The organism is Streptococcus infantis (genome assembly GCF_047463635.1).
Classification (GTDB): Bacteria; Bacillota; Bacilli; order Lactobacillales; family Streptococcaceae; genus Streptococcus; species Streptococcus infantis_W.
The window spans coordinates 23,251-43,487 of the sequence record NZ_JASHDL010000003.1; the positions used below are offsets into that span (position 1 = coordinate 23,251).

Genomic DNA, 20,237 nt, shown 5'->3' on the forward strand with positions numbered 1-20,237 from the left:
TATGAAACAATTATCTAGTGCACAAGTCCGCCAAATGTGGCTTGATTTCTGGGCTACAAAAGGCCACTCAGTAGAACCATCCGTTAGCTTGGTTCCAGTAAACGACCCAACACTTTTGTGGATCAACTCAGGGGTTGCCACTCTTAAAAAATACTTTGATGGAACCATCATTCCTGAAAATCCACGTATTACCAATGCTCAAAAGGCTATCCGTACCAACGATATCGAAAACGTAGGTAAGACTGCCCGTCACCATACTATGTTTGAAATGTTGGGGAACTTCTCAATTGGGGATTACTTCCGTGACGAAGCAATTACATGGGCATATGAGCTTTTGACAAGTCCTGAGTGGTTTGACTTCCCGAAAGACAAACTTTACATGACTTATTATCCAGATGACAAGGATTCATACAACCGCTGGATTGAAGTGGGAGTAGATCCAAGTCATTTGATCCCAATTGAAGACAACTTCTGGGAAATCGGTGCGGGACCTTCTGGACCTGATACAGAAATCTTCTTCGACCGTGGAGAAGCTTTTGACCCAGAAAATATCGGTCTTCGTCTTCTTGCAGAAGATATCGAAAACGACCGTTATATCGAAATCTGGAACATTGTATTGTCACAATTTAACGCTGACCCTGCTGTTCCTCGTAGCGAGTACAAAGAATTGCCACACAAAAACATTGATACGGGCGCTGGTTTAGAGCGTTTGGTAGCAGTGATCCAAGGTGCGAAGACCAACTTTGAAACAGACCTCTTCATGCCAATTATCCGTGAAGTTGAGAAGTTGTCTGGTAAGGTCTACGACCAAGATGGCGACAATATGAGCTTCAAGGTTATTGCGGACCATATTCGTTCTCTTTCATTCGCTATCGGTGATGGTGCCCTTCCTGGAAATGAAGGTCGTGGTTATGTACTCCGTCGTCTTCTCCGCCGTGCCTCTATGCATGGTCAAAAATTGGGTATCAATGAGCCTTTCCTTTACAAACTTGTTCCAACTGTTGGAAAAATCATGGAAAGCTACTACCCAGAAGTTCTTGAAAAACGTGACTTTATTGAAAAAATTGTGAAGAGCGAAGAAGAGTCATTTGCCCGTACCCTTCACTCAGGTCAGCACTTTGCCCAAGGTATCGTAGCAGACTTGAAAGAAAAAGGCCAAACGGTTATCGCTGGACAAGATGTCTTTAAACTCTACGACACTTATGGATTCCCAGTGGAATTGACAGAAGAAATCGCTGAAGAAGCTGGAATGACAGTTGATCGTGAAGGTTTTGAAGCAGCCATGAAGGAACAACAAGAACGTGCGCGTGCCTCTGCTGTTAAAGGTGGATCTATGGGTATGCAAAATGAAACCCTTCAAAACATCACTGTAGAAAGTGTCTTCAACTACAATGCTAGCCAATTGTCTTCTAAGTTGGTGGCTATCGTAGCTGACAATGCTGAAGTAGAAGCTGTATCAGAAGGAACTGCGTCACTTATCTTTGCAGAAACACCATTCTACGCTGAAATGGGTGGACAAGTTTCGGATCATGGTCAAATCTTGGATGCTGCAGGAAATGTTGTAGCGACTGTAACAGACGTTCAAAAAGCACCAAACGGACAAGCATTGCACACCGTTGAAGTTCTTGCTCCTCTTGCTTTGAACCAAGAATACACTTTGGCCATCGATAGCAATCGTCGTCATCGTGTCATGAAGAACCACACAGCCACTCACCTGCTTCATGCAGCTCTTCATAATATCCTTGGCCACCATGCTACTCAAGCAGGTTCACTTAATGAAGTAGAATTCCTTCGCTTTGACTTCACTCACTTCCAAGCCGTGACTCCAGGAGAATTGCGTGCTATTGAGCAACAAGTCAATGAGAAGATTTGGGAAGCCATCGCAGTGGAAACAGTTGAGACTGATATTGACACAGCTAAAGAAATGGGAGCTATGGCCCTCTTTGGTGAGAAATACGGTAAAGAAGTTCGTGTTGTCACTATCGGTGACTACTCAGTGGAGCTTTGTGGTGGTACCCACGTTGGCAATACTTCTGAAATTGGTCTCTTTAAGATTGTCAAAGAAGAAGGTATCGGATCAGGAACTCGTCGTATCTTGGCAGTGACTGGTAAAGAGGCCTTTGAAGCTTATCGTGACCAAGAAGATGCACTGAAAGCAGTCGCAGCAACCTTGAAAGCTCCTCAACTCAAAGAAGTACCTCACAAAGTTGAAGGACTTCAAGAACAACTCCGTCAATTGCAAAAAGAAAATGCAGAATTGAAGGAAAAAGCGGCAGCAGCGGCGGCAGGTGATGTCTTCAAGAATGTTCAAGAAGCAAACGGTCACCGTTACATTGCCAGCCAAGTTTCTGTATCAGATGCAGGTGCGCTTCGTACCTTTGCGGATAACTGGAAACAAAAAGACTACTCTGATGTCCTTGTTCTTGTCGTAGCCATCGGTGACAAAGTGAATGTCCTTGTAGCCAGCAAGACAAAAGAGGTACACGCAGGTAATGTGATCAAAGAATTAGCTCCAATCGTCGATGGACGTGGTGGTGGTAAACCAGACATGGCCATGGCAGGAGGAAGCAACCAAGCGAAAATCCAAGAACTCTTGGATGCAGTAGCAGGTAAATTGTAAGAAAATAAAGATCTATCCATTCGGATAGGTCTTTTTGTTTAAAAATCATAGAGCAGTTGATTTCTTTGAAGAATAAGCGTATAATATATAAAAAATTAATTGAGTACTCACTCAATTCGTTAGGAATTAGGAAAATTAGATAATGGTTATTAAAGAAATACAGTATAATCGTTTTGGTGATGAGAAAGTTCTAGATTTAGTAAATATTACATCTGAACCATTAAAAATGAATCAAGTTAGGGTAGCAGTATTTGCTGTTGGTTTAAATCCTATTGATTATAAAACTTTCGAGGGGGCAAAGCCACTTCGTTTTTTGACTTTCTTAACAAAATTAAAACAACCAAGTCGTTGGTTTGAATCAAAATCATCTTTATTTCCAAGAGGTGTCGCTAGGGATTTTTCTGGTGTTATAACGGAAATTGGTGAACAAGTGAGCCGTTTTTCAGTAGGTGACAAGGTTTTTGGAACAATAATAAGTGATCCTGGACTTGGTACTAAGAGGGGTGCGTTAGCAACAGAAATTTATGTTTATGAATCGGAAATCGCATTGAAACCAGATAAGATTGACATGAATCATGCTGCTACTATGGGGGTAGCCTCTTTAACGGTCGGAGGTGCTTTTAGAAGAATTCATTTAAATTCAAAAGATGTTGTAGTTATTTCAGCAGCTTCAGGTGGCATTGGTAGCATTGCAGTACAGTATGCGGTTGCTAAGGGCGCAACTGTTATTGGTATTGCGAGTAAGAATAATGCAAAATATTTAGAGTCTTTAGGAGCTATACCAGTAACTTATGAAGAGGATATCCCAAAGTCTCTTTTATCAGTAGCTCCAAAACCTATTACAAAATTCTTGGATTGCTATGGTGGCGATTACGTTAAATTAGCTTTCCATCTTGGATTGAACGGAACTGATATTGGAACTTTAGTACCTTCACCATTTGTTATGATAAAAGGGGCTCAGTTCACTGGGCCAAGACATTCTACATATGATGATTTAAGAATTCTAGAGGAGATGGTTTCAGATGGAAAAGTTCAGATAAATATTGAGAAAGAGTATAGTTTTTCTCTGGAGTCTGTTAGAGAGGCTTATCATAGTCTGAAATTAGGGCATACTCGTGGTAAAAGAATTATCAAGATAAAAGAATAGATAGGGAGGAATTAGCAATGGAAACTATAGAATATAAGTTCGCAGAGACATTAAAATCCAGTAGCTTAAGTTTAAAACAACGTCAAGTATTAATGTCAAGTTTAAAATTATTTTCAGAGATTGGTTTTGAAAATACAACTTCTCATCTTATTGCTGAACACGCTGGAGTCTCAGAAGGAACCGTTTTTAGTTATTTTAAAACCAAGGAAGGTATCCTAGATGCTATTTTATCTACATTTCTAGAGCAAGTTATTCCAGAAGTGATTGCTGATTTTTCAGATAAGAGATTTACAATAGAGCAAAAATCTTTTTCACTTTTTCTAAGAAGCATCGTTCGGGATAGGTTAATTTTTATTCATAACAATAAAATGCAAGTTAAAATTCTTTTGAGTCGTTCACTTATTGATAAAGCTATTTCTGAAGAGTTAGGAAATATTATTGTACACTCTATCATTAATCCGATTAGTCCTGTTTTGAATCAATTTAAAGAAAATGGTGTTATCCGAGATTGGTCAAATGAAAGGATCGTTCGCTATATTTTAGCTTTAAGTCTTTCTTATATTGTTCCTATGATTATAAATGACAAAGAAGATATAAACATTGATAAAGTAACAAATGAAATTGTCGAATGTCTTTCTTTTTCCTTAGTTATCGTAAAATAACTCTTAATTTTAAGTTCACTAAAAAATTAAGAGAGCTCTTTTTAAAACCAAAATAAAAATCCCCAATCGAAGTGATTGAGGATTTTTGTGTTGATTTATCTTACACAATCCCTTGTGCAATCATAGCGTTTGCTACATTTTCAAAGGCTGCGATATTTGCACCTGCAAGGTAGTCAGTTCCAAGACCGTAAGTTTCTGCAGTTGTTTTAGCTGTGTTGAAGATGTTAGTCATGATATCTTTCAAACGACCGTCAACTTCTTCACGTGTCCATGAAAGGCGAAGGCTGTTTTGGCTCATTTCAAGAGCAGATACAGCTACACCACCAGCATTAGCAGCTTTGGCAGGTCCGTAAAGGATTCCATTTTCCTTGTAGACTTTGATAGCTTCAAGGTCGCTAGGCATGTTAGCTCCTTCAGATACACAGATAACTCCTTGAGCAACCAAGCGTTTAGCAGCTTCACCATTGATCTCATTTTGAGTCGCACATGGAAGAGCGATATCGTAGTTTCCAGTGTAAGTCCATACAGAACCTTCATAGTAAGTAGCAGTTGGTTTTTCTGCAGCGTACTCAGTCAAACGAGCACGGCGTTTTTCTTTAACGTCTGTAAGAAGGTCAAAGTCGATACCATTTTCATCGATGACATAACCATTTGAGTCAGATACAGAGATAACAGTTGCACCAAGTTCAGTTGCTTTTTGAAGAGCGTATTGAGCTACGTTACCAGAACCTGAAATCACAACTTTCTTACCAGCAAAGCTGTTGCCGTTAGCTTTAAGCATTTCTTCAGTGTAGTAAACCAAACCGTAACCAGTTGCTTCTGGACGAATCAAGCTACCACCAAATCCAAGAGGTTTACCAGTCAAGACACCAGCATCAAACTGGTTAAGGCGTTTGTATTGACCGTAAAGGTAACCAATCTCACGTCCACCAACACCGATATCACCAGCAGGTACGTCAAGAGATGGTCCGATGTATTTTTGCAATTCAGTCATGAAGCTTTGGCAGAAGCGCATCACTTCAGCATCAGTTTTACCTTTAGGATCAAAGTCTGATCCACCTTTACCTCCACCGATTGGAAGTCCAGTCAAAACGTTTTTAAAGATTTGTTCGAATCCGAGGAATTTCAAGATCCCTTGGTTAACAGTTGGGTGGAAACGAAGTCCGCCTTTATATGGTCCAACAGCTGAGTTGAATTGAACACGGTAACCACGGTTAACTTGAACTTTTCCATCACGGTCAACCCATGGAACACGGAAAGAAATTACGCGTTCTGGCTCAGTGATACGTGCCAAGATATTTTCTTCAATATACTCAGGGTGTTTTTCAAAGACAGGCTCCAAAGTGCTGAAGAATTCTTCAACCGCCTGGAGAAATTCAGCCTCATGCCCGTTACGAGCTTTTACAGTTTCAAACACGCTTTGGATATATTCTTTAGCAGATGTCATATCGTTCTCCTTTTTGTTGTCATATTTTATTACATGAGTCATTATAGCAGAAAATTTTTTCAGTGTAAAGAAAAAAACACAAATTTTCTAAAAATTCTTTCAATTTGACACAACTGATTCAAAACTTGCTAAAAAACGAACATTTTCTATGGAAATGGTTTTATTGAAAAGCAAAAGTTAAAGTATGGTATAATAATAGACATAAAAAGGAATCTGGAGGAACAGAATCATGGTATCAACTAAAACACAGATTGCTGGTTTTGAGTTTGACAATTGCTTGATGAATGCGGCAGGAGTTGCTTGTATGACAATTGAGGAGTTAGAAGGTGTTAAAAACTCAGCAGCAGGAACCTTTGTCACTAAGACAGCAACCTTGGAATTTCGTCAGGGAAATCCTGAACCACGTTATCAAGATGTTCCACTTGGCTCTATCAACTCTATGGGTCTACCAAATAATGGTTTAGATTATTACTTAAACTATCTTTTAGAGTTACAAGAAAAGGAACCAAATCGTACCTTCTTTCTATCATTAGTTGGAATGTCTCCAGAGGAAACTCACACCATCTTGAAAAAGGTTCAAGAGAGTGATTTTCGTGGGTTGACTGAGCTCAATCTCTCATGTCCAAATGTTCCAGGTAAACCTCAGATTGCCTATGACTTTGAAACTACAGATCGTATCTTATCAGAAGTCTTTGAGTATTTTACAAAACCTTTAGGAATTAAGCTTCCACCTTATTTTGATATTGTTCATTTTGATCAAGCGGCAGCGATCTTTAACAAATATCCGCTCAAGTTTGTCAACTGTGTTAACTCTATCGGAAATGGTCTTTATATTGAAGATGAGTCAGTCGTGATTCGTCCTAAGAATGGCTTTGGTGGGATTGGCGGAGAATACATCAAACCTACTGCCCTTGCAAATGTTCATGCTTTCTATCAACGCTTAAATCCAGAAATCCAAATCATCGGAACAGGTGGAGTATTAACAGGACGTGATGCCTTTGAACATATCCTATGTGGTGCCAGCATGGTGCAGGTAGGAACTACTCTTCATAAAGAAGGAGTAGGTTCTTTTGAACGTATTACAAAGGAATTCAAAGAAATTATGACGGAAAAAGGTTATGAAAACCTTGAAGATTTCCGTGGGAAATTGAATTATATTGATTAAAGAAAAGCGAAACTAAAAAGAAAGGAGAATAGATGCTAGTCATAGAAGAAAGCCGAAAGCTGTCCTTAGCGAACCTTCCGAGTTTGACCCTGTTTACAGGGGGCGATCAAGGCCAGTATGACGTCATGAAAACACAGGTTCTCAAACAAATCGGCTACGATCCTGCTGATTTGAACTTTGCTTATTTTGATATGAAAGAAGTAGACTACAAAAGCTTGGAACTAGAGCTGGTCAGTCTTCCTTTCTTTGCGGATGAAAAAATTGTTATTTTAGATCATTTTCTCGATATAACAACAGCTAAAAAGCGCTATCTATCTGATGACGAGCTTAAGGCTTTTGAAGAATATTTGGAAAACCCATCTCCGACGAGTAAATTAGTTATTTTTGCTGAAGGGAAGCTGGATAGTAAGAGACGTTTAGTCAAATTACTCAAGAGGGATGCCAAGATTTTTGAAGCCATCGAGCCAAAAGAACAAGAAATACGAGCATATTTTCAAAAGTGGGCTCAGGAACAAGGACTTACCTTTGATGGAAAATCCTTTGAACAGTTACTTATCAAGTCAGGTTTTCAATTCAGTGAAATTCAGAAAAACCTGCTCTTCTTACTGTCTTATAAGGATGGTGGTCTGATAACAGAAGAAGATATTGTTGAAGCCATTCCAAAGACTTTGCAGGATAATATCTTTGACTTAACCCAGCTCATCCTAGCGAAGAAGATAGATCAAGCAAGGGACTTAGTGAAAGATTTGACTTTGCAGGGAGAAGATGAGATTAAACTGATTGCCATTATGTTGGGACAGTTCAGACTCTATACACAAGTGAAAATTTTGCAAGAATCTGGTCAGACAGAGTCCCAGATGGTCAGCAGTTTGGGTCACTATCTTGGTCGCAATCCTAATCCCTATCAAATCAAATTTGCCCTTCGTGATTCTCGAAGACTATCCCTTGATTTTCTCCAGAATTCTATTCGTTATCTCATCCAAGCTGATTATCAAATTAAGACAGGAGTTTATCAGAAAGGCTACCTGTTTGAGAAGGCTCTATTACAGATTGCTAGCCAGTCAAATTGAGCAAATAACTTGAAAAAATAGGATGATTGCGTTATCATCATTATATAGAAAGAAAAAGAGGTATTACAGATGGCTATTATCTTACCAGATCTTCCATACGCTTACGATGCATTAGAACCATACATCGATGCTGAAACAATGCACTTGCACCATGACAAACACCACCAAACTTACGTTAACAATGCAAATGCAGCTCTTGAAAAACACCCTGAAATCGGTGAAGACCTTGAAGCTTTGCTTGCTGACGTAGAATCTATCCCAGCTGATATTCGTCAAGCGCTTATCAACAATGGTGGTGGACACTTGAACCATGCTCTTTTCTGGGAATTGATGACTCCTGAGAAAACAGCTCCATCAGCAGAACTTGCAGCAGCAATCGATGAAACTTTCGGTTCATTCGAAGAATTCCAAGCAGCCTTTACTGCAGCAGCAACAACTCGTTTCGGTTCTGGATGGGCTTGGTTGGTTGTTAACAAAGAAGGTAAACTTGAAGTGACTTCAACAGCAAACCAAGACACACCAATCTCAGAAGGTAAAAAACCAATCTTGGGCTTGGACGTTTGGGAACATGCCTACTACGTGAAATACCGCAACGTTCGTCCTGACTACATCAAAGCTTTCTTCTCAGTTATCAACTGGAATAAAGTAGACGAACTCTACGCAGCAGCTAAATAATCGCATTTGATAACACCCCTTTTTAGTTGGATTTTGGGTCTAGCTTTAAAGGTGTTTTTTGTTTACTTTGCTAAGAAGTCTAGGACACATAATTTTCCTTTGTTGGATAGGCTTGATTTATGGTATAATGATAAGATAGAAATCGAAGGAGAAATCATGAATATTCAACAATTACGCTACGTTGTAGCTATTGCTAATAGTGGTACTTTTCGTGAAGCGGCTGAGAAGATGTACGTTAGCCAACCCAGTCTATCTATTTCTGTAAGAGACTTGGAAAAAGAGCTTGGCTTTAAGATTTTCCGCAGAACCAGTTCAGGAACTTTTCTTACACGTCGTGGGATGGAATTTTATGAAAAGGCACAAGAGTTGGTTAAAGGATTTGATGTTTTCCAAAATCAGTATGCCAATCCTGAAGAGGAGAAAGATGAGTTTTCAATAGCCAGCCAGCACTATGATTTCTTGCCACCAACCATTACAGCTTTTTCGCAACAGTATCCTGACTATAAGAATTTTCGTATTTTTGAATCTACAACTGTTCAGATTTTGGATGAAGTAGCCCAAGGACATAGTGAGATTGGAATTATCTACCTTAATAATCAAAACCAAAAAGGAATCATGCAACGGGTTGAAAAGCTAGGTCTTGAAGTGATTGAGTTGATTTCTTTCCAGACGCATATCTATCTGCGTGAAGGACATCCTTTAGCCAAGAAAAAAGAGTTGGTTATGGAGGATTTGGCAGATTTACCAACAGTTCGATTCACGCAAGAAAAGGATGAATATCTTTATTACTCAGAAAACTTTGTGGATACAAGTGCCAGTTCTCAGATGTTCAATGTGACAGATCGTGCTACCTTGAATGGTATTTTGGAGCGGACGGATGCTTATGCGACAGGTTCTGGATTTTTAGATAGTGACAGTGTTAATGGGATTACAGTCATTCGTCTCAAGGATAATTTGGATAATCGCATGGTCTATGTTAAACGTGAGGAAGTGGAGCTTAGTCAGGCTGGAACTCTTTTCGTAGAAGTCATGCAAGAATATTTTGATCAGAAGAGGAAGTCATGAAAAAAAGAGGAATAGTAGCAGGAGTCATAGCACTCTTAATAGTGTTAGACCAATTGGTAAAATCTTATGTCGTTCAGAATATTGCTCTTGGTGAAATTAAATCATGGATCCCAAATCTGGTCAGTTTGACTTATCTGCAAAATAGGGGGGCAGCCTTCTCTATGCTTCAAGATCAACAGTGGTTTTTTGCAGTGATTACTTTAGTGGTTATGGTTGGAGCTATCTGGTATCTGCATAAGCATATAGAGGATTCCCTCTGGACAGTCTTTGGATTGGTTCTGATTATTGCAGGTGGTCTGGGAAACTTCATTGATCGCATTAGCCAAGGATTTGTCGTGGATATGTTTCACTTAGACTTTATCAATTTTGCCATATTCAATGTGGCTGATAGTTATCTGACGGTCGGAGTGATTGTATTATTGCTTGCAATGCTAAAAGAGGAAATGAATGGAAATTAAAATTGAAACAGGTGGACTACGCTTAGATAAGGCTTTGTCAGATTTAACAGAACTGTCGCGAAGTCTCGCCAATGAACAAATCAAATCAGGTCAAGTCTTGGTAAATGGTCAGGTCAAAAAAGCCAAGTATACGGTCCAAGGGGGTGATGTCGTTACTTATCAGGTGCCAGAACCAGAAGTTTTGGAGTATGTAGCTGAAGATATTCCTCTAGAAATCATTTATCAAGATGAGGATGTAGCAGTAGTCAATAAACCTCAAGGGATGGTTGTTCATCCAAGTGTTGGACATACGAGTGGTACCTTGGTTAACGCCCTTATGTACCACATCAAGGACCTATCGGGCATCAATGGTGTCTTGCGTCCAGGAATTGTCCATCGTATTGATAAAGATACATCTGGTCTCTTGATGATTGCTAAAAATGATGAAGCACACTTAGCACTGGCTCAAGAGCTTAAAGATAAAAAATCCCTTCGCAAATATTGGGCTATTGTTCATGGAAATCTTCCAAATGACCGTGGTGTGATTGAAGCACCAATCGGTCGTAGCGAAAAAGATCGTAAGAAACAAGCTGTGACTGCCAAAGGTAAACCAGCAGTGACACGTTTCCAAGTCTTGGAGCGCTTTGGTGATTATACCTTGCTGGAATTGCAACTGGAAACTGGAAGAACTCACCAAATCCGTGTACACATGGCTTACATCGGTCATCCTGTCGCTGGGGATGAGGTTTATGGTCCTCGTAAAACTCTGAAAGGACATGGGCAATTCCTCCATGCCAAGACACTTGGATTTACCCATCCAAGAACAGGTGAAACTATGGAGTTTACTTCCGATATCCCAGCTATCTTTAAAGAGACTTTAGAGAAACTTCGAAATAACTAAAAAAGGACTCAAGTGAGTCCTTTTTATTTGCGTTTTTTCTTAGCTTTTTTCATTTTATTAGCCATGCGTTTCATGGATTGCTTCATAGCAAATTCCCCGATTTTGCCCTTGAGACCTCCACCAAACATCTGGCTCATATCTGGCATTCCTGCTCCACCAAGAGCTGAAAGGTCAGGCATTCCACCTTGTCCCATCATACCTTCAAGGGCAGACATATCCATACCACCAGGCATATTTTTAGGAAGGTTGTTAGGGTTGATGCCCATTTGCTTCATCATCTTGTTCATGTCACCAGACATGACACCTTGCATGAGTTGTTTAGCTTGGTTGAAGTCCTTGATGAACTTGTTGACTTCGATAAAGGTATTACCAGAACCGGCAGCGATACGACGACGGCGACTTGGAGTAAGCAAGTCTGGGTTTTCACGTTCTTCAGGAGTCATAGAAGAGACGATGGCACGTTTGCGAGCAATTTGTTTTTCATCCACCTTCATATTTTGAAGGGCAGGATTGTTGGCCATGCCAGGAATCATCTTGAGCAAATCTTCCATTGGACCCATATTTTGCACCTGATCCAACTGATCGATGAAATCGTTGAAATCAAAGGTGTTTTCACGCATCTTTTCAGCCATTTCAAGTGCTTTTTGCTCATCGTATTCTTGGGAAGCTTTCTCGATCAGAGTTAGCATATCTCCCATACCGAGAATACGGCTGGCCATACGGTCAGGGTGGAAGGTTTCAATGTCAGTAATCTTTTCACCTGTACCAGTGAATTTGATTGGTTTTCCAGTGATGTGGCGAACAGAAAGGGCAGCACCACCACGAGTATCCCCGTCAATCTTGGTAAGGATGACACCGGTAACTTCTAGTTGAGCGTTAAATTCACGCGCAACGTTTGCAGCTTCCTGACCGATCATGGCATCGATGACCAAGAGAATCTCATTTGGTTGAGCAAGTGCTTTTACATCACGGAGCTCATTCATGAGAAGTTCGTCAATTTGCAAACGACCTGCCGTATCGATCAAAATATAGTCGTTATGGTTGGCTTTGGCTTGCTCCAAACCTTGGCGAACAATCTCAACTGCAGGAACTTCAGTACTAAGAGCAAATACGGGAACATCAATCTGTTGTCCAAGTGTTTTCAACTGGTCAATGGCAGCAGGACGATAGATGTCGGCTGCAATCATCAAAGGACGAGCATCCTCTTCCTTTTTAAGTTTGTTAGCAAGTTTGCCTGCAAAAGTTGTTTTACCAGCCCCCTGCAAACCGACCATCATGATAATGGTTGGGATTTTTGGTGACTTGATAATCTCAGCTGTGTCTGAACCAAGGACTTCTGTCAATTCTTCATTGACAATCTTGATGATTTGTTGGGCTGGATTGAGGGTGTCAATGACTTCATGACCGACCGCACGTTCACGAACCTTTTTGATAAAATCCTTAACCACAGGCAAAGCAACGTCGGCTTCTAAAAGAGCCAGACGAATTTCTTTGGTTGCTTCTTGGATATCGCTCTCTGTAATTTTTCCTTTTTTACGAAGATTTTTAAAGACGTTCTGCAAACGTTCTGTTAAATTTTCAAATGCCATTTTTTTCTCCTATTATTAAATCAATTCGGTGGAAATCGTCCAAAATCTTGTAAAGAGACAAGTTCTTCTGGGGTGACTTCTTTCATTATTTCAGTTGGATAACCCCAACAGCTAAAACCTATTTGCATAGCTTTGGAGATATCATTGGGCGAGATAATCTGTAGTCGAGTAGGAAATGGTTCCTCTGCAGCTAATAGTTTGCAAGGTATTCCTTTATAGACAACAAGATTTTCCATGATTACTCCCTATTATCAATACTGGTCAAAATCTCAATTTGCTCTTGTAGAAAACTGTCTTCTGGGTAGCGCTCCAAAATCTGGTCAAAAATCTGACCGCGAACAATGTAATCAGAGTACATATGGAGCTTCATCTCATAGTCTTCCAGAATCTTTTCAGTTCGTTTGATATTATCATAAACGGCCTGGCGACTGACACCGAATTCTTCAGCGATTTCAGCTAAACTATAGTCGTCTGCATAGTAGAGTTCGATATAGTTCATTTGCTTATCAGTCAAAAGGGCTGCATAAAATTCAAACAGAGCATTCATTCGATTGGTTTTTTCAATTTCCATAAGATTTATTATACCAAAAAAAAGCCCAATCCGCTAGCTGGGGGCTGATTTTAGCTAGAAGTTAGAAAATAAGCTTTTCACTGTTCTTTTCTGACTATGAAGCCTTTTTTTGATATAATGGATAGGATTATAATGATTTAGAAAGAGGTAGTCATGAAAGAATTAGAATCAGTGTTACAAGACCGTTTTGAACTTGTTTTTACAGATAAAAGCTTACTTGAAACAGCTTTTACCCATACCAGTTATGCCAATGAGCACCGCCTCTTAAAAATTTCACACAACGAACGCTTGGAATTTTTAGGAGACGCTGTTCTGCAATTATTGATTTCAGAATATCTGTTTAAAAAATACCCTAAAAAACCAGAAGGGGACCTGTCAAAACTACGAGCTATGATTGTCCGTGAGGAGAGTTTGGCTGGTTTTGCCCGTGATTGTCAGTTTGACCAGTTTATCAAGCTTGGTAAGGGTGAGGAAAAATCGGGAGGCCGTAACCGAGATACGATCTTGGGTGACGCCTTTGAAGCCTTTTTGGGGGCTCTGCTTTTAGACAAGGATATAATGACTGTAAAAAACTTTATCTACCAAGTCATGATTCCAAAGGTTGAAGCTGGCGATTTTGAGATGATCAAGGATTATAAGACTCACCTGCAAGAATTGCTCCAAGTTAATGGAGATGTTGATATTCGTTATCAGGTGATTTCAGAGATTGGGCCAGCCCATGATAAGATGTTTGAGGTTGAAGTCCTTGTTGAGGGACAAAGTCTAGGTTCAGGTAAAGGACGCTCTAAAAAATTGGCCGAGCAGGAAGCCGCTAAAAATGCAGTTGAGAAAGGGCTGGATTCATGTATTTAAAGGAAATTGAGATCCAAGGGTTTAAGTCCTTTGCTGACAAGACCAAGGTTGTTTTTGACCAAGGGGTGACGGCGGTTGTAGGACCAAATGGCTCTGGGAAATCAAATATCACTGAAAGCCTCCGTTGGGCACTTGGTGAATCTAGTGTCAAGAGTCTGCGTGGTGGGAAGATGCCTGATGTCATCTTTGCAGGAACAGAAAGTCGGAAGCCTCTAAACTACGCTTCTGTTATTGTTACTTTGGATAACCAAGATGGCTTTATCAAGGATGCAGGCCAGGAAATCAAAGTTGAACGTCATATCTATCGGAGTGGAGATAGTGAGTACAAGATAGACGGGAAAAAAGTTCGTCTTCGTGATATCCATGATCTTTTCTTAGATACTGGTCTCGGACGTGATTCTTTTTCCATCATTTCCCAAGGGAAGGTCGAAGAAATCTTTAACTCCAAACCTGAAGAACGTCGCGCTATCTTTGAAGAAGCGGCTGGAGTTTTGAAGTATAAAACCCGTCGTAAAGAGACAGAAAGCAAGCTGCAACAAACTCAGGACAATCTAGACCGTTTAGAAGACATCATATATGAGCTGGACAATCAAATCAAGCCTTTGGAGAAGCAAGCAGCTACAGCTCGTAAATTTATGGAGTTGGACGGTCAGCGTAAAGCGATCTACTTGGACGTTTTGGTTGCACAAATTCAAGCCAATAAGGCTGAATTGGATGTGACAGAAGGAGAATTAAACCAAGTTCAGGAACTTCTAACTAGCTATTACCAAAAGCGACAAGAGCTAGAAGAAGAAAATCAAGCTCTCAAAAAGAAACGTCATGATTTGCAGGCTGAGATGGCTAAAGATCAAACTAGTTTGATGGATTTGACTGCTCTAATCAGTGATTTAGAACGGAAATTGGCCTTGTCTAAACTGGAGACAGAGCAGGTTGCTCTCAATCAACAAGAGGCACAGGCTCGTTTGGCTAGTTTAGATGAAAAGAGAAATACTCTTATTCAGGAAAAGGAAGAAAAAGAAAACAGTCTAAATAAGCTAGAAGAAGAATTAGCTGTTAATAATAAAGAACTCAATCGTTTAGAAGCTGAATTGCTAGCTTTTTCTGATGATCCAGACCAAATGATTGAGCAATTGCGTGAGCGCTTTGTTGCTTTCTTGCAGGAAGAAGCGGATGTCTCTAACCAGTTGACACGGATTGAGAATGACCTTGAAAATAGTCGCCAACAGACTCAAAAGCAAGAAGAACAATTAGTATCCTTGAAGGAACAATTAGCTTCTGCCAAGTCTAAGGCTAGTGAGCAAGAAACTGCTCTTAAATCAGCAAAAGAAAAAGTACAGACCTTGCTTGCTGACTATCAGACGCATGCTAAACAGGAAGAAGAACAAAAGCAGGCTTATCAAAGTCAGCAAAATCAACTCTTTGACCGTTTGGATAGCCTGAAAAACAAGCAGGCCAAGGCGCAAAGTCTGGAAAACATTCTAAAAAACCATAGTAATTTCTATGCAGGTGTTAAGAGTGTTCTACAAGAAAAAAATCGCCTGGGCGGTATTGTCGGAGCGGTCAGTGAACATTTAACTTTTGATGTTCGTTATCAAACAGCTCTTGAAATTGCCCTCGGGGCAAGTAGCCAACATATCATCGTTGAAGATGAACAGGCAGCTACTAAGGCAATTGACTTTCTAAAAAGAAACCGAGCTGGTCGTGCTACCTTCCTACCTTTGACAACTATCAAGGCTCGTTGTATTTCTAGTCAGAACCAAGATGTGATTGCCTCAAGTCCTGGTTTTCTTGGCATGGCAGATGAATTGGTTACTTTTGATGCTAAGCATGAAGCTATTTTTAAAAACTTGCTAGCTACAACAGCAATCTTTGATACGGTAGAGCATGCACGTGATGCAGCTCGTAAGGTACGTTATCAGGTTCGTATGGTAACGCTAGATGGTACAGAATTGCGAACAGGTGGTTCTTATGCTGGTGGTGCCAATCGTCAAAATAACAGTATTTTCATCAAGCCTGAATTGGAGCAATTGCAAAAAGAGATTGCTCAAGAAGAAAAACTTCTTGGTCAGGAAGAAGAAAATCTTAAATCACTTCAAGAAAACTTAGCTAGCCTTGCTCAGACTTTGGAAACTATTAAGTCTAATGGAGAGCAAGCTCGTATAGAGGAGCAGGGCTTATATCTTGCTTATCAACAAACTTGCCAGCAAGTCGAAGAACTCGAAACACTTCTAGAACTTCAAGAAAAAGAATTAAACAATCTCAGAGGTGGAGATTGGCAAGCTGAAAAAGAAAAATGCCAAGAACGTCTCGCAGTCATTGCAACTGAAAAGCAAAAGCTTGAATCAGAAATTGAAGAAATCAAGTCCAATAAAAATGCTATCCAGGAACGTTACCAAAACTTGCAGGATAAACTTTCCCAAGAACGTCTGCTCAAAACAGAAATGATAGGACAAAAACGTTACGAAGTTGCAGATATTGAACGGATTAACAAAGAACTTGAGAACCTCAATATCGAGCAAGATGAAATCGAACGTCTTCTCAAAGAAAAGGTAGACAATCTTGAAAAAGTTGATACAGAACTTTTGGCCAAGCAGGAAGCAGAAGCCAAGAGTCAGAAGGAAGAACTTCAACAAGGACTCATTCGTAAGCAGTTTGAACTAGATGATATTGAAGGTCAGTTGGATGATATTGCCAGTCATTTGGATCAAGCTCGTCAGCAAAATGAAGAATGGATTCGTAAGCAAACACGTGCAGAAGCAACTAAAGAGAAGATTACGGACCGCCTTCGCTATCTTCAAGGTCAACTGACTGAAGAATACCAGATTAGTTATACTGAAGCGTTAGAACAAGCCAACCAATTGGAAGACTTGGCTGTCGCTGAACAAAAGGTCAAGGATTTAGAAAAATCTATCCGTTCACTTGGTCCGGTTAACTTGGATGCTATTGAACAGTTTGACGAAGTTCACGAACGCTTGGAATTCTTAAATAGTCAGCGAGATGATATTCTTTCTGCTAAAAACTTACTTCTTGAAACCATTACAGAGATGAATGATGAAGTGAAGGAACGCTTTAAGTCAACTTTCGAAGCTATTCGTGAGTCCTTTAAGGTGACCTTCAAGCAGATGTTTGGTGGTGGCCAAGCAGACCTAATTCTGACAGAAGGTGATTTATTGACAGCAGGTGTCGAAATCTCTGTGCAACCACCGGGCAAGAAAATCCAATCTCTCAACCTCATGAGTGGTGGAGAGAAGGCCTTGTCAGCTCTTGCTTTGCTTTTCTCAATCATTCGTGTCAAGACCATTCCGTTTGTTATTTTGGATGAGGTAGAGGCCGCACTTGATGAGGCTAACGTTAAACGTTTTGGGGATTATCTCAATCGATTTGATAAGGATAGTCAGTTTATCGTTGTTACCCACCGTAAGGGAACCATGGCTGCAGCAGACTCTATCTATGGTGTGACCATGCAAGAATCTGGTGTTTCTAAGATTGTTTCGGTTAAACTAAAAGACTTAGAGAATATGGATGCTTAGTTAGTGCTCGTAACAAATTTTTAATCTAAGCATTTAAATGACCTTCAAGAAGTCGGAAGGGTTACAAAATAATTTGAGGAGCTTATATGGATTTTGATCTATTCCTAATGATCTGTAATTATATTGGGACTATAGCCTTTGCTGCTTCAGGTGCTATCAAAGGATTTGGTAAACGATTAGATATTTTTGGAATTAGTTTATTGGCAATTGTAACGGCAGTAGGCGGAGGGATTTTGAGAGATTCTATTATCAGTCGTTTTCCTTCCTCTCTTGCTGATCCCAGCCCGATTTATGTCTCTATTCTAGTAGCTGTTATTATGTATGCCTTTGTGACATCAAAACAAGCCAACGCTAGTCAAGAAAAAAAATTCTATAAGTGGCTGAGAGAAGCCTATCTCATCTTTGATTCGATTGGGTTAATTATCTTCTCTCTAATCGGAGCCACAGCTTTAGCTGATAGTAAATTGAACTTGATGTCGGCTGGGATTTTGGCCTGTTTAACAGGTGCTGGCGGAGGTATCATCCGAGATCTCTTGATTAACGAAGTTCCAAGTGTTCTAAAAGAGGACATCTATGCCCTACTATCTTTCGTAATTGGAGTTATTTATTACTGGTTGGCCTTTGTCCTTCACTTTCCAAGAATCACTGCTTTTATCATTCTCTCAATTGTCGGTTTTGTGATTCGACTCTGTATTATTAAGTTTAAGCTCTCTTTACCAAATATGGATAAGAGAACCTTGAACTGATGAATGGCTGAAAGTTTGATTCCAAACCCGCAAATAAGTTTAAAATAGTCATTTTATCAGCGTCTAATCTTATATGGATTAGGCGCTATTTACTTTTTCTATGGTATAATAGAAGGTAGATTTATTAATTGGAGTATGAAGAATTTTATGATTAAATTAGTAGCAACGGATATGGACGGTACTTTTTTGGATGGTGCCGGTCAATTTGATATGGAGCGTCTGAAAAAGTTGCTCCATTCTTATCAAGAAAAAGGAATCTACTTTGCTGTTGCATCTGGTCGTGGGCTTTTGTCACTTGAAAAGCATTTTGCGGATGTTAAAGATGAGATTATTTTCATTGCTGAAAATGGGAGTCTCGTTCGTTTCCATGGAGAGGACCTCTATGAAGCAACCATGCCTCGAGATTTTTACCTATCAACATTTGAAAAACTAAAGACTTCACCTTATTTTGATGAGAAAAAGATGCTCTTGACTGGTAAAGAGGCTTGCTATGTATTAGACACAGTAGATGAAACCTATCTTATGTTTAGTCATCATTACAATGAAAATATCAAAAAAGTAGCCAGTCTTGAAGAGATTACCGATGAGATTTTCAAATTCACAACTAACTTCACTGAAGAAACGGTTGACGCTGGAGAATCTTGGGTTAATGAACATGTTCCTGGGGTCAAGGCTATGACGACAGGCTTTGAATCCATTGATATCGTTTTAGACCATGTTGATAAGGGAGTCGCTATTGTCGAATTGGCTAAGAAATTAAATCTGGATATGGATCAAGTGATGGCCTTTGGTGATAATCTAAATGATCTTCACATGATGCAAGTGGTTGGGCATCCAGTAGCACCTGAAAATGCTCGTCCAGAGATTTTAGAACTTGCTGAAACAATTATTGGACACCACAAGGACCAATCAGTTATTGCTTATATGGAGGAATTGTAATGGCAGATATTAAATTAATTGCTTTGGACTTAGATGGAACCTTGCTGACGACAGACAAGAAATTAACTGATCGTACCAAGGCAACTTTAAAGGCTGCGCGTGATCAGGGAGTCAAAGTGGTACTGACAACTGGACGTCCCCTCAAGGCTATGGATTTCTTCCTCAAAGAGCTAGGGACAGACGGTCATGATGATGAATATACCATTACCTTTAATGGTGGATTGGTTCAGAAAAATACGGGTGAAATCCTTGATAAGACAGTATTCTCGATTGATGATGTGACACGTATTTATGAGGAAACTGAAAAACTAGGCATTCCTTTAGATGCTATTTCAGAAGGAACCGTTTACCAAATCCAATCAGATCAAGAGAGTCTGTATGCTAAATTTAATCCTGCTCTGACTTTTGTTCCAATTGACTTTGAAGATTTGTCTAGTCAAATGACCTACAACAAATGTGTGACCGCTTTTGCCCAAGAACCACTGGATGCCGCAATTGCTAATATTTCTCCAGACTTGTTTAACAATTATGAAATTTTTAAATCTCGTGACATGCTTTTGGAATGGTCACCAAAGAACGTTCATAAGGCTACTGGATTAGATAAATTGATTGACCACCTAGGAATTGACCGAAGTCAGGTGATGGCTTGTGGAGATGAGGCCAATGACCTTTCCATGATTGAGTGGGCAGGACTCGGTGTTGCTATGCAAAATGCAGTGCCTGAGGTCAAGGAAGTTGCAAATGTAGTCACCCCTATGACCAATGACGAGGAAGCTGTTGCCTGGGCCATTGAAAAATATGTACTGAAGGAGAACTAAAGT

18 protein-coding genes are annotated in these 20,237 nt (G+C 39.9%); 14 read left to right on the forward strand and 4 right to left on the reverse strand.

Features of this window, described 5'->3' with window-relative positions:
- Position 1: 1 nt before the first annotated feature.
- From alaS to QM867_RS02885, 3 genes are all read left to right on the forward strand, one after another.
- Entirely contained in the window at positions 2-2,620 is a 2,619-nt protein-coding gene (alaS, locus tag QM867_RS02875; protein ID WP_414315128.1) for an alanine--tRNA ligase, read from the forward strand.
- Positions 2,621-2,762: 142 nt separating this feature from the next.
- Positions 2,763-3,767, forward strand: coding sequence for an NADP-dependent oxidoreductase (locus tag QM867_RS02880; RefSeq protein ID WP_414315129.1), 1,005 nt, complete (start codon positions 2,763-2,765; stop codon positions 3,765-3,767).
- Positions 3,768-3,784: 17 nt separating this feature from the next.
- Positions 3,785-4,429: a TetR/AcrR family transcriptional regulator gene (locus QM867_RS02885; RefSeq protein WP_414315130.1), complete on the forward strand. Its 645-nt coding sequence runs from the start codon at positions 3,785-3,787 to the stop codon at positions 4,427-4,429.
- 100 nt (positions 4,430-4,529) lie between these two features.
- Here QM867_RS02885 and gdhA read toward each other — a convergent pair whose 3' ends face one another.
- The gene (gdhA, locus tag QM867_RS02890; protein WP_045763342.1) at positions 4,530-5,876 is read right to left on the reverse strand and encodes an NADP-specific glutamate dehydrogenase; all 1,347 of its coding nucleotides are present in this window, start codon (positions 5,874-5,876) and stop codon (positions 4,530-4,532) included.
- A 229-nt stretch (positions 5,877-6,105) separates the two neighbouring features.
- Here gdhA and QM867_RS02895 point away from each other — a divergent pair, with 229 nt between their 5' ends.
- From QM867_RS02895 to QM867_RS02920, 6 genes are all read left to right on the forward strand, one after another.
- On the forward strand, positions 6,106-7,041 hold the full coding sequence (locus QM867_RS02895) for a dihydroorotate oxidase (RefSeq protein WP_315639293.1): 936 nt from the start codon (positions 6,106-6,108) through the stop codon (positions 7,039-7,041).
- A gap of 32 nt (positions 7,042-7,073) precedes the next feature.
- Positions 7,074-8,111, forward strand: coding sequence for a DNA polymerase III subunit delta (holA, locus tag QM867_RS02900; RefSeq protein WP_315639291.1), 1,038 nt, complete (start codon positions 7,074-7,076; stop codon positions 8,109-8,111).
- A 69-nt stretch (positions 8,112-8,180) separates the two neighbouring features.
- On the forward strand, positions 8,181-8,786 hold the full coding sequence (gene sodA, locus QM867_RS02905) for a superoxide dismutase SodA (RefSeq protein WP_006150800.1): 606 nt from the start codon (positions 8,181-8,183) through the stop codon (positions 8,784-8,786).
- Between the two features lie 156 nt (positions 8,787-8,942).
- Positions 8,943-9,851 (forward strand): LysR family transcriptional regulator, encoded by a 909-nt coding sequence (locus tag QM867_RS02910; RefSeq protein ID WP_414315131.1) that lies wholly within the window; start codon positions 8,943-8,945, stop codon positions 9,849-9,851.
- A complete protein-coding gene (lspA, locus tag QM867_RS02915) occupies positions 9,848-10,309 on the forward strand; it encodes a signal peptidase II (RefSeq protein WP_414315132.1) in 462 nt (153 codons plus the stop codon). Before QM867_RS02910 ends, lspA begins: the two co-directional genes overlap by 4 nt.
- Entirely contained in the window at positions 10,299-11,189 is an 891-nt protein-coding gene (locus tag QM867_RS02920) for an RluA family pseudouridine synthase (protein WP_414315133.1), read from the forward strand. Before lspA ends, QM867_RS02920 begins: the two co-directional genes overlap by 11 nt.
- Before the next feature lie 23 nt (positions 11,190-11,212).
- Here the strand turns inward: QM867_RS02920 and ffh are convergent, their stop codons facing one another.
- The 3 genes from ffh to QM867_RS02935 are packed head-to-tail and all read right to left on the reverse strand — an operon-like array spanning position 11,213 to position 13,349.
- Positions 11,213-12,778, reverse strand: a complete 1,566-nt coding sequence (gene ffh / locus QM867_RS02925; RefSeq protein WP_414315134.1) for a signal recognition particle protein — start codon at positions 12,776-12,778, stop codon at positions 11,213-11,215.
- 20 nt (positions 12,779-12,798) lie between these two features.
- Entirely contained in the window at positions 12,799-13,014 is a 216-nt protein-coding gene (locus tag QM867_RS02930) for a 2-oxoglutarate:acceptor oxidoreductase (RefSeq protein ID WP_414294636.1), read from the reverse strand.
- 2 nt (positions 13,015-13,016) lie between these two features.
- On the reverse strand, positions 13,017-13,349 hold the full coding sequence (locus QM867_RS02935) for a putative DNA-binding protein (protein ID WP_049503199.1): 333 nt from the start codon (positions 13,347-13,349) through the stop codon (positions 13,017-13,019).
- Positions 13,350-13,502: 153 nt separating this feature from the next.
- On the opposite strand from QM867_RS02935, the gene rnc reads away from it, so the two are divergent.
- The 5 genes from rnc to QM867_RS02960 all read left to right on the forward strand — a co-directional run bounded on the left by rnc (position 13,503) and on the right by QM867_RS02960 (position 20,234).
- A complete protein-coding gene (gene rnc, locus QM867_RS02940) occupies positions 13,503-14,201 on the forward strand; it encodes a ribonuclease III (protein ID WP_315639282.1) in 699 nt (232 codons plus the stop codon).
- On the forward strand, positions 14,192-17,731 hold the full coding sequence (gene smc / locus QM867_RS02945) for a chromosome segregation protein SMC (RefSeq protein ID WP_414315135.1): 3,540 nt from the start codon (positions 14,192-14,194) through the stop codon (positions 17,729-17,731). The genes rnc and smc overlap by 10 nt, the downstream gene beginning before the upstream one ends.
- Positions 17,732-17,817: 86 nt before the next feature.
- Positions 17,818-18,477 (forward strand): trimeric intracellular cation channel family protein, encoded by a 660-nt coding sequence (locus tag QM867_RS02950; RefSeq protein WP_414315136.1) that lies wholly within the window; start codon positions 17,818-17,820, stop codon positions 18,475-18,477.
- Between the two features lie 147 nt (positions 18,478-18,624).
- Positions 18,625-19,416, forward strand: coding sequence for a Cof-type HAD-IIB family hydrolase (locus QM867_RS02955; protein ID WP_000594105.1), 792 nt, complete (start codon positions 18,625-18,627; stop codon positions 19,414-19,416).
- The gene (locus QM867_RS02960) at positions 19,416-20,234 is read left to right on the forward strand and encodes a Cof-type HAD-IIB family hydrolase (protein WP_248034126.1); all 819 of its coding nucleotides are present in this window, start codon (positions 19,416-19,418) and stop codon (positions 20,232-20,234) included. The genes QM867_RS02955 and QM867_RS02960 overlap by 1 nt, the downstream gene beginning before the upstream one ends.
- The last annotated feature ends 3 nt before the right edge of the window (positions 20,235-20,237 follow it).

What these genes read in the sequence shown, in the direction of transcription:
- QM867_RS02895 (WP_315639293.1), top strand. Translation starts at nt 6,106, where the DNA reads ATGGTATCAACTAAAACACAGATTGCTGGTTTTGAGTTTGACAATTGC.
- alaS (WP_414315128.1), top strand. Translation starts at nt 2, where the DNA reads ATGAAACAATTATCTAGTGCACAAGTCCGCCAAATGTGGCTTGATTTC.
- lspA (WP_414315132.1), top strand. Translation starts at nt 9,848, where the DNA reads ATGAAAAAAAGAGGAATAGTAGCAGGAGTCATAGCACTCTTAATAGTG.
- QM867_RS02885 (WP_414315130.1), top strand. Translation starts at nt 3,785, where the DNA reads ATGGAAACTATAGAATATAAGTTCGCAGAGACATTAAAATCCAGTAGC.
- QM867_RS02955 (WP_000594105.1), top strand. Translation starts at nt 18,625, where the DNA reads ATGATTAAATTAGTAGCAACGGATATGGACGGTACTTTTTTGGATGGT.
- QM867_RS02950 (WP_414315136.1), top strand. Translation starts at nt 17,818, where the DNA reads ATGGATTTTGATCTATTCCTAATGATCTGTAATTATATTGGGACTATA.
- ffh (WP_414315134.1), bottom strand. Translation starts at nt 12,778, where the DNA reads ATGGCATTTGAAAATTTAACAGAACGTTTGCAGAACGTCTTTAAAAAT.
- QM867_RS02960 (WP_248034126.1), top strand. Translation starts at nt 19,416, where the DNA reads ATGGCAGATATTAAATTAATTGCTTTGGACTTAGATGGAACCTTGCTG.
- gdhA (WP_045763342.1), bottom strand. Translation starts at nt 5,876, where the DNA reads ATGACATCTGCTAAAGAATATATCCAAAGCGTGTTTGAAACTGTAAAA.
- QM867_RS02880 (WP_414315129.1), top strand. Translation starts at nt 2,763, where the DNA reads ATGGTTATTAAAGAAATACAGTATAATCGTTTTGGTGATGAGAAAGTT.
- QM867_RS02920 (WP_414315133.1), top strand. Translation starts at nt 10,299, where the DNA reads ATGGAAATTAAAATTGAAACAGGTGGACTACGCTTAGATAAGGCTTTG.
- rnc (WP_315639282.1), top strand. Translation starts at nt 13,503, where the DNA reads ATGAAAGAATTAGAATCAGTGTTACAAGACCGTTTTGAACTTGTTTTT.
- sodA (WP_006150800.1), top strand. Translation starts at nt 8,181, where the DNA reads ATGGCTATTATCTTACCAGATCTTCCATACGCTTACGATGCATTAGAA.
- holA (WP_315639291.1), top strand. Translation starts at nt 7,074, where the DNA reads ATGCTAGTCATAGAAGAAAGCCGAAAGCTGTCCTTAGCGAACCTTCCG.
- QM867_RS02935 (WP_049503199.1), bottom strand. Translation starts at nt 13,349, where the DNA reads ATGGAAATTGAAAAAACCAATCGAATGAATGCTCTGTTTGAATTTTAT.
- QM867_RS02930 (WP_414294636.1), bottom strand. Translation starts at nt 13,014, where the DNA reads ATGGAAAATCTTGTTGTCTATAAAGGAATACCTTGCAAACTATTAGCT.
- QM867_RS02910 (WP_414315131.1), top strand. Translation starts at nt 8,943, where the DNA reads ATGAATATTCAACAATTACGCTACGTTGTAGCTATTGCTAATAGTGGT.
- smc (WP_414315135.1), top strand. Translation starts at nt 14,192, where the DNA reads ATGTATTTAAAGGAAATTGAGATCCAAGGGTTTAAGTCCTTTGCTGAC.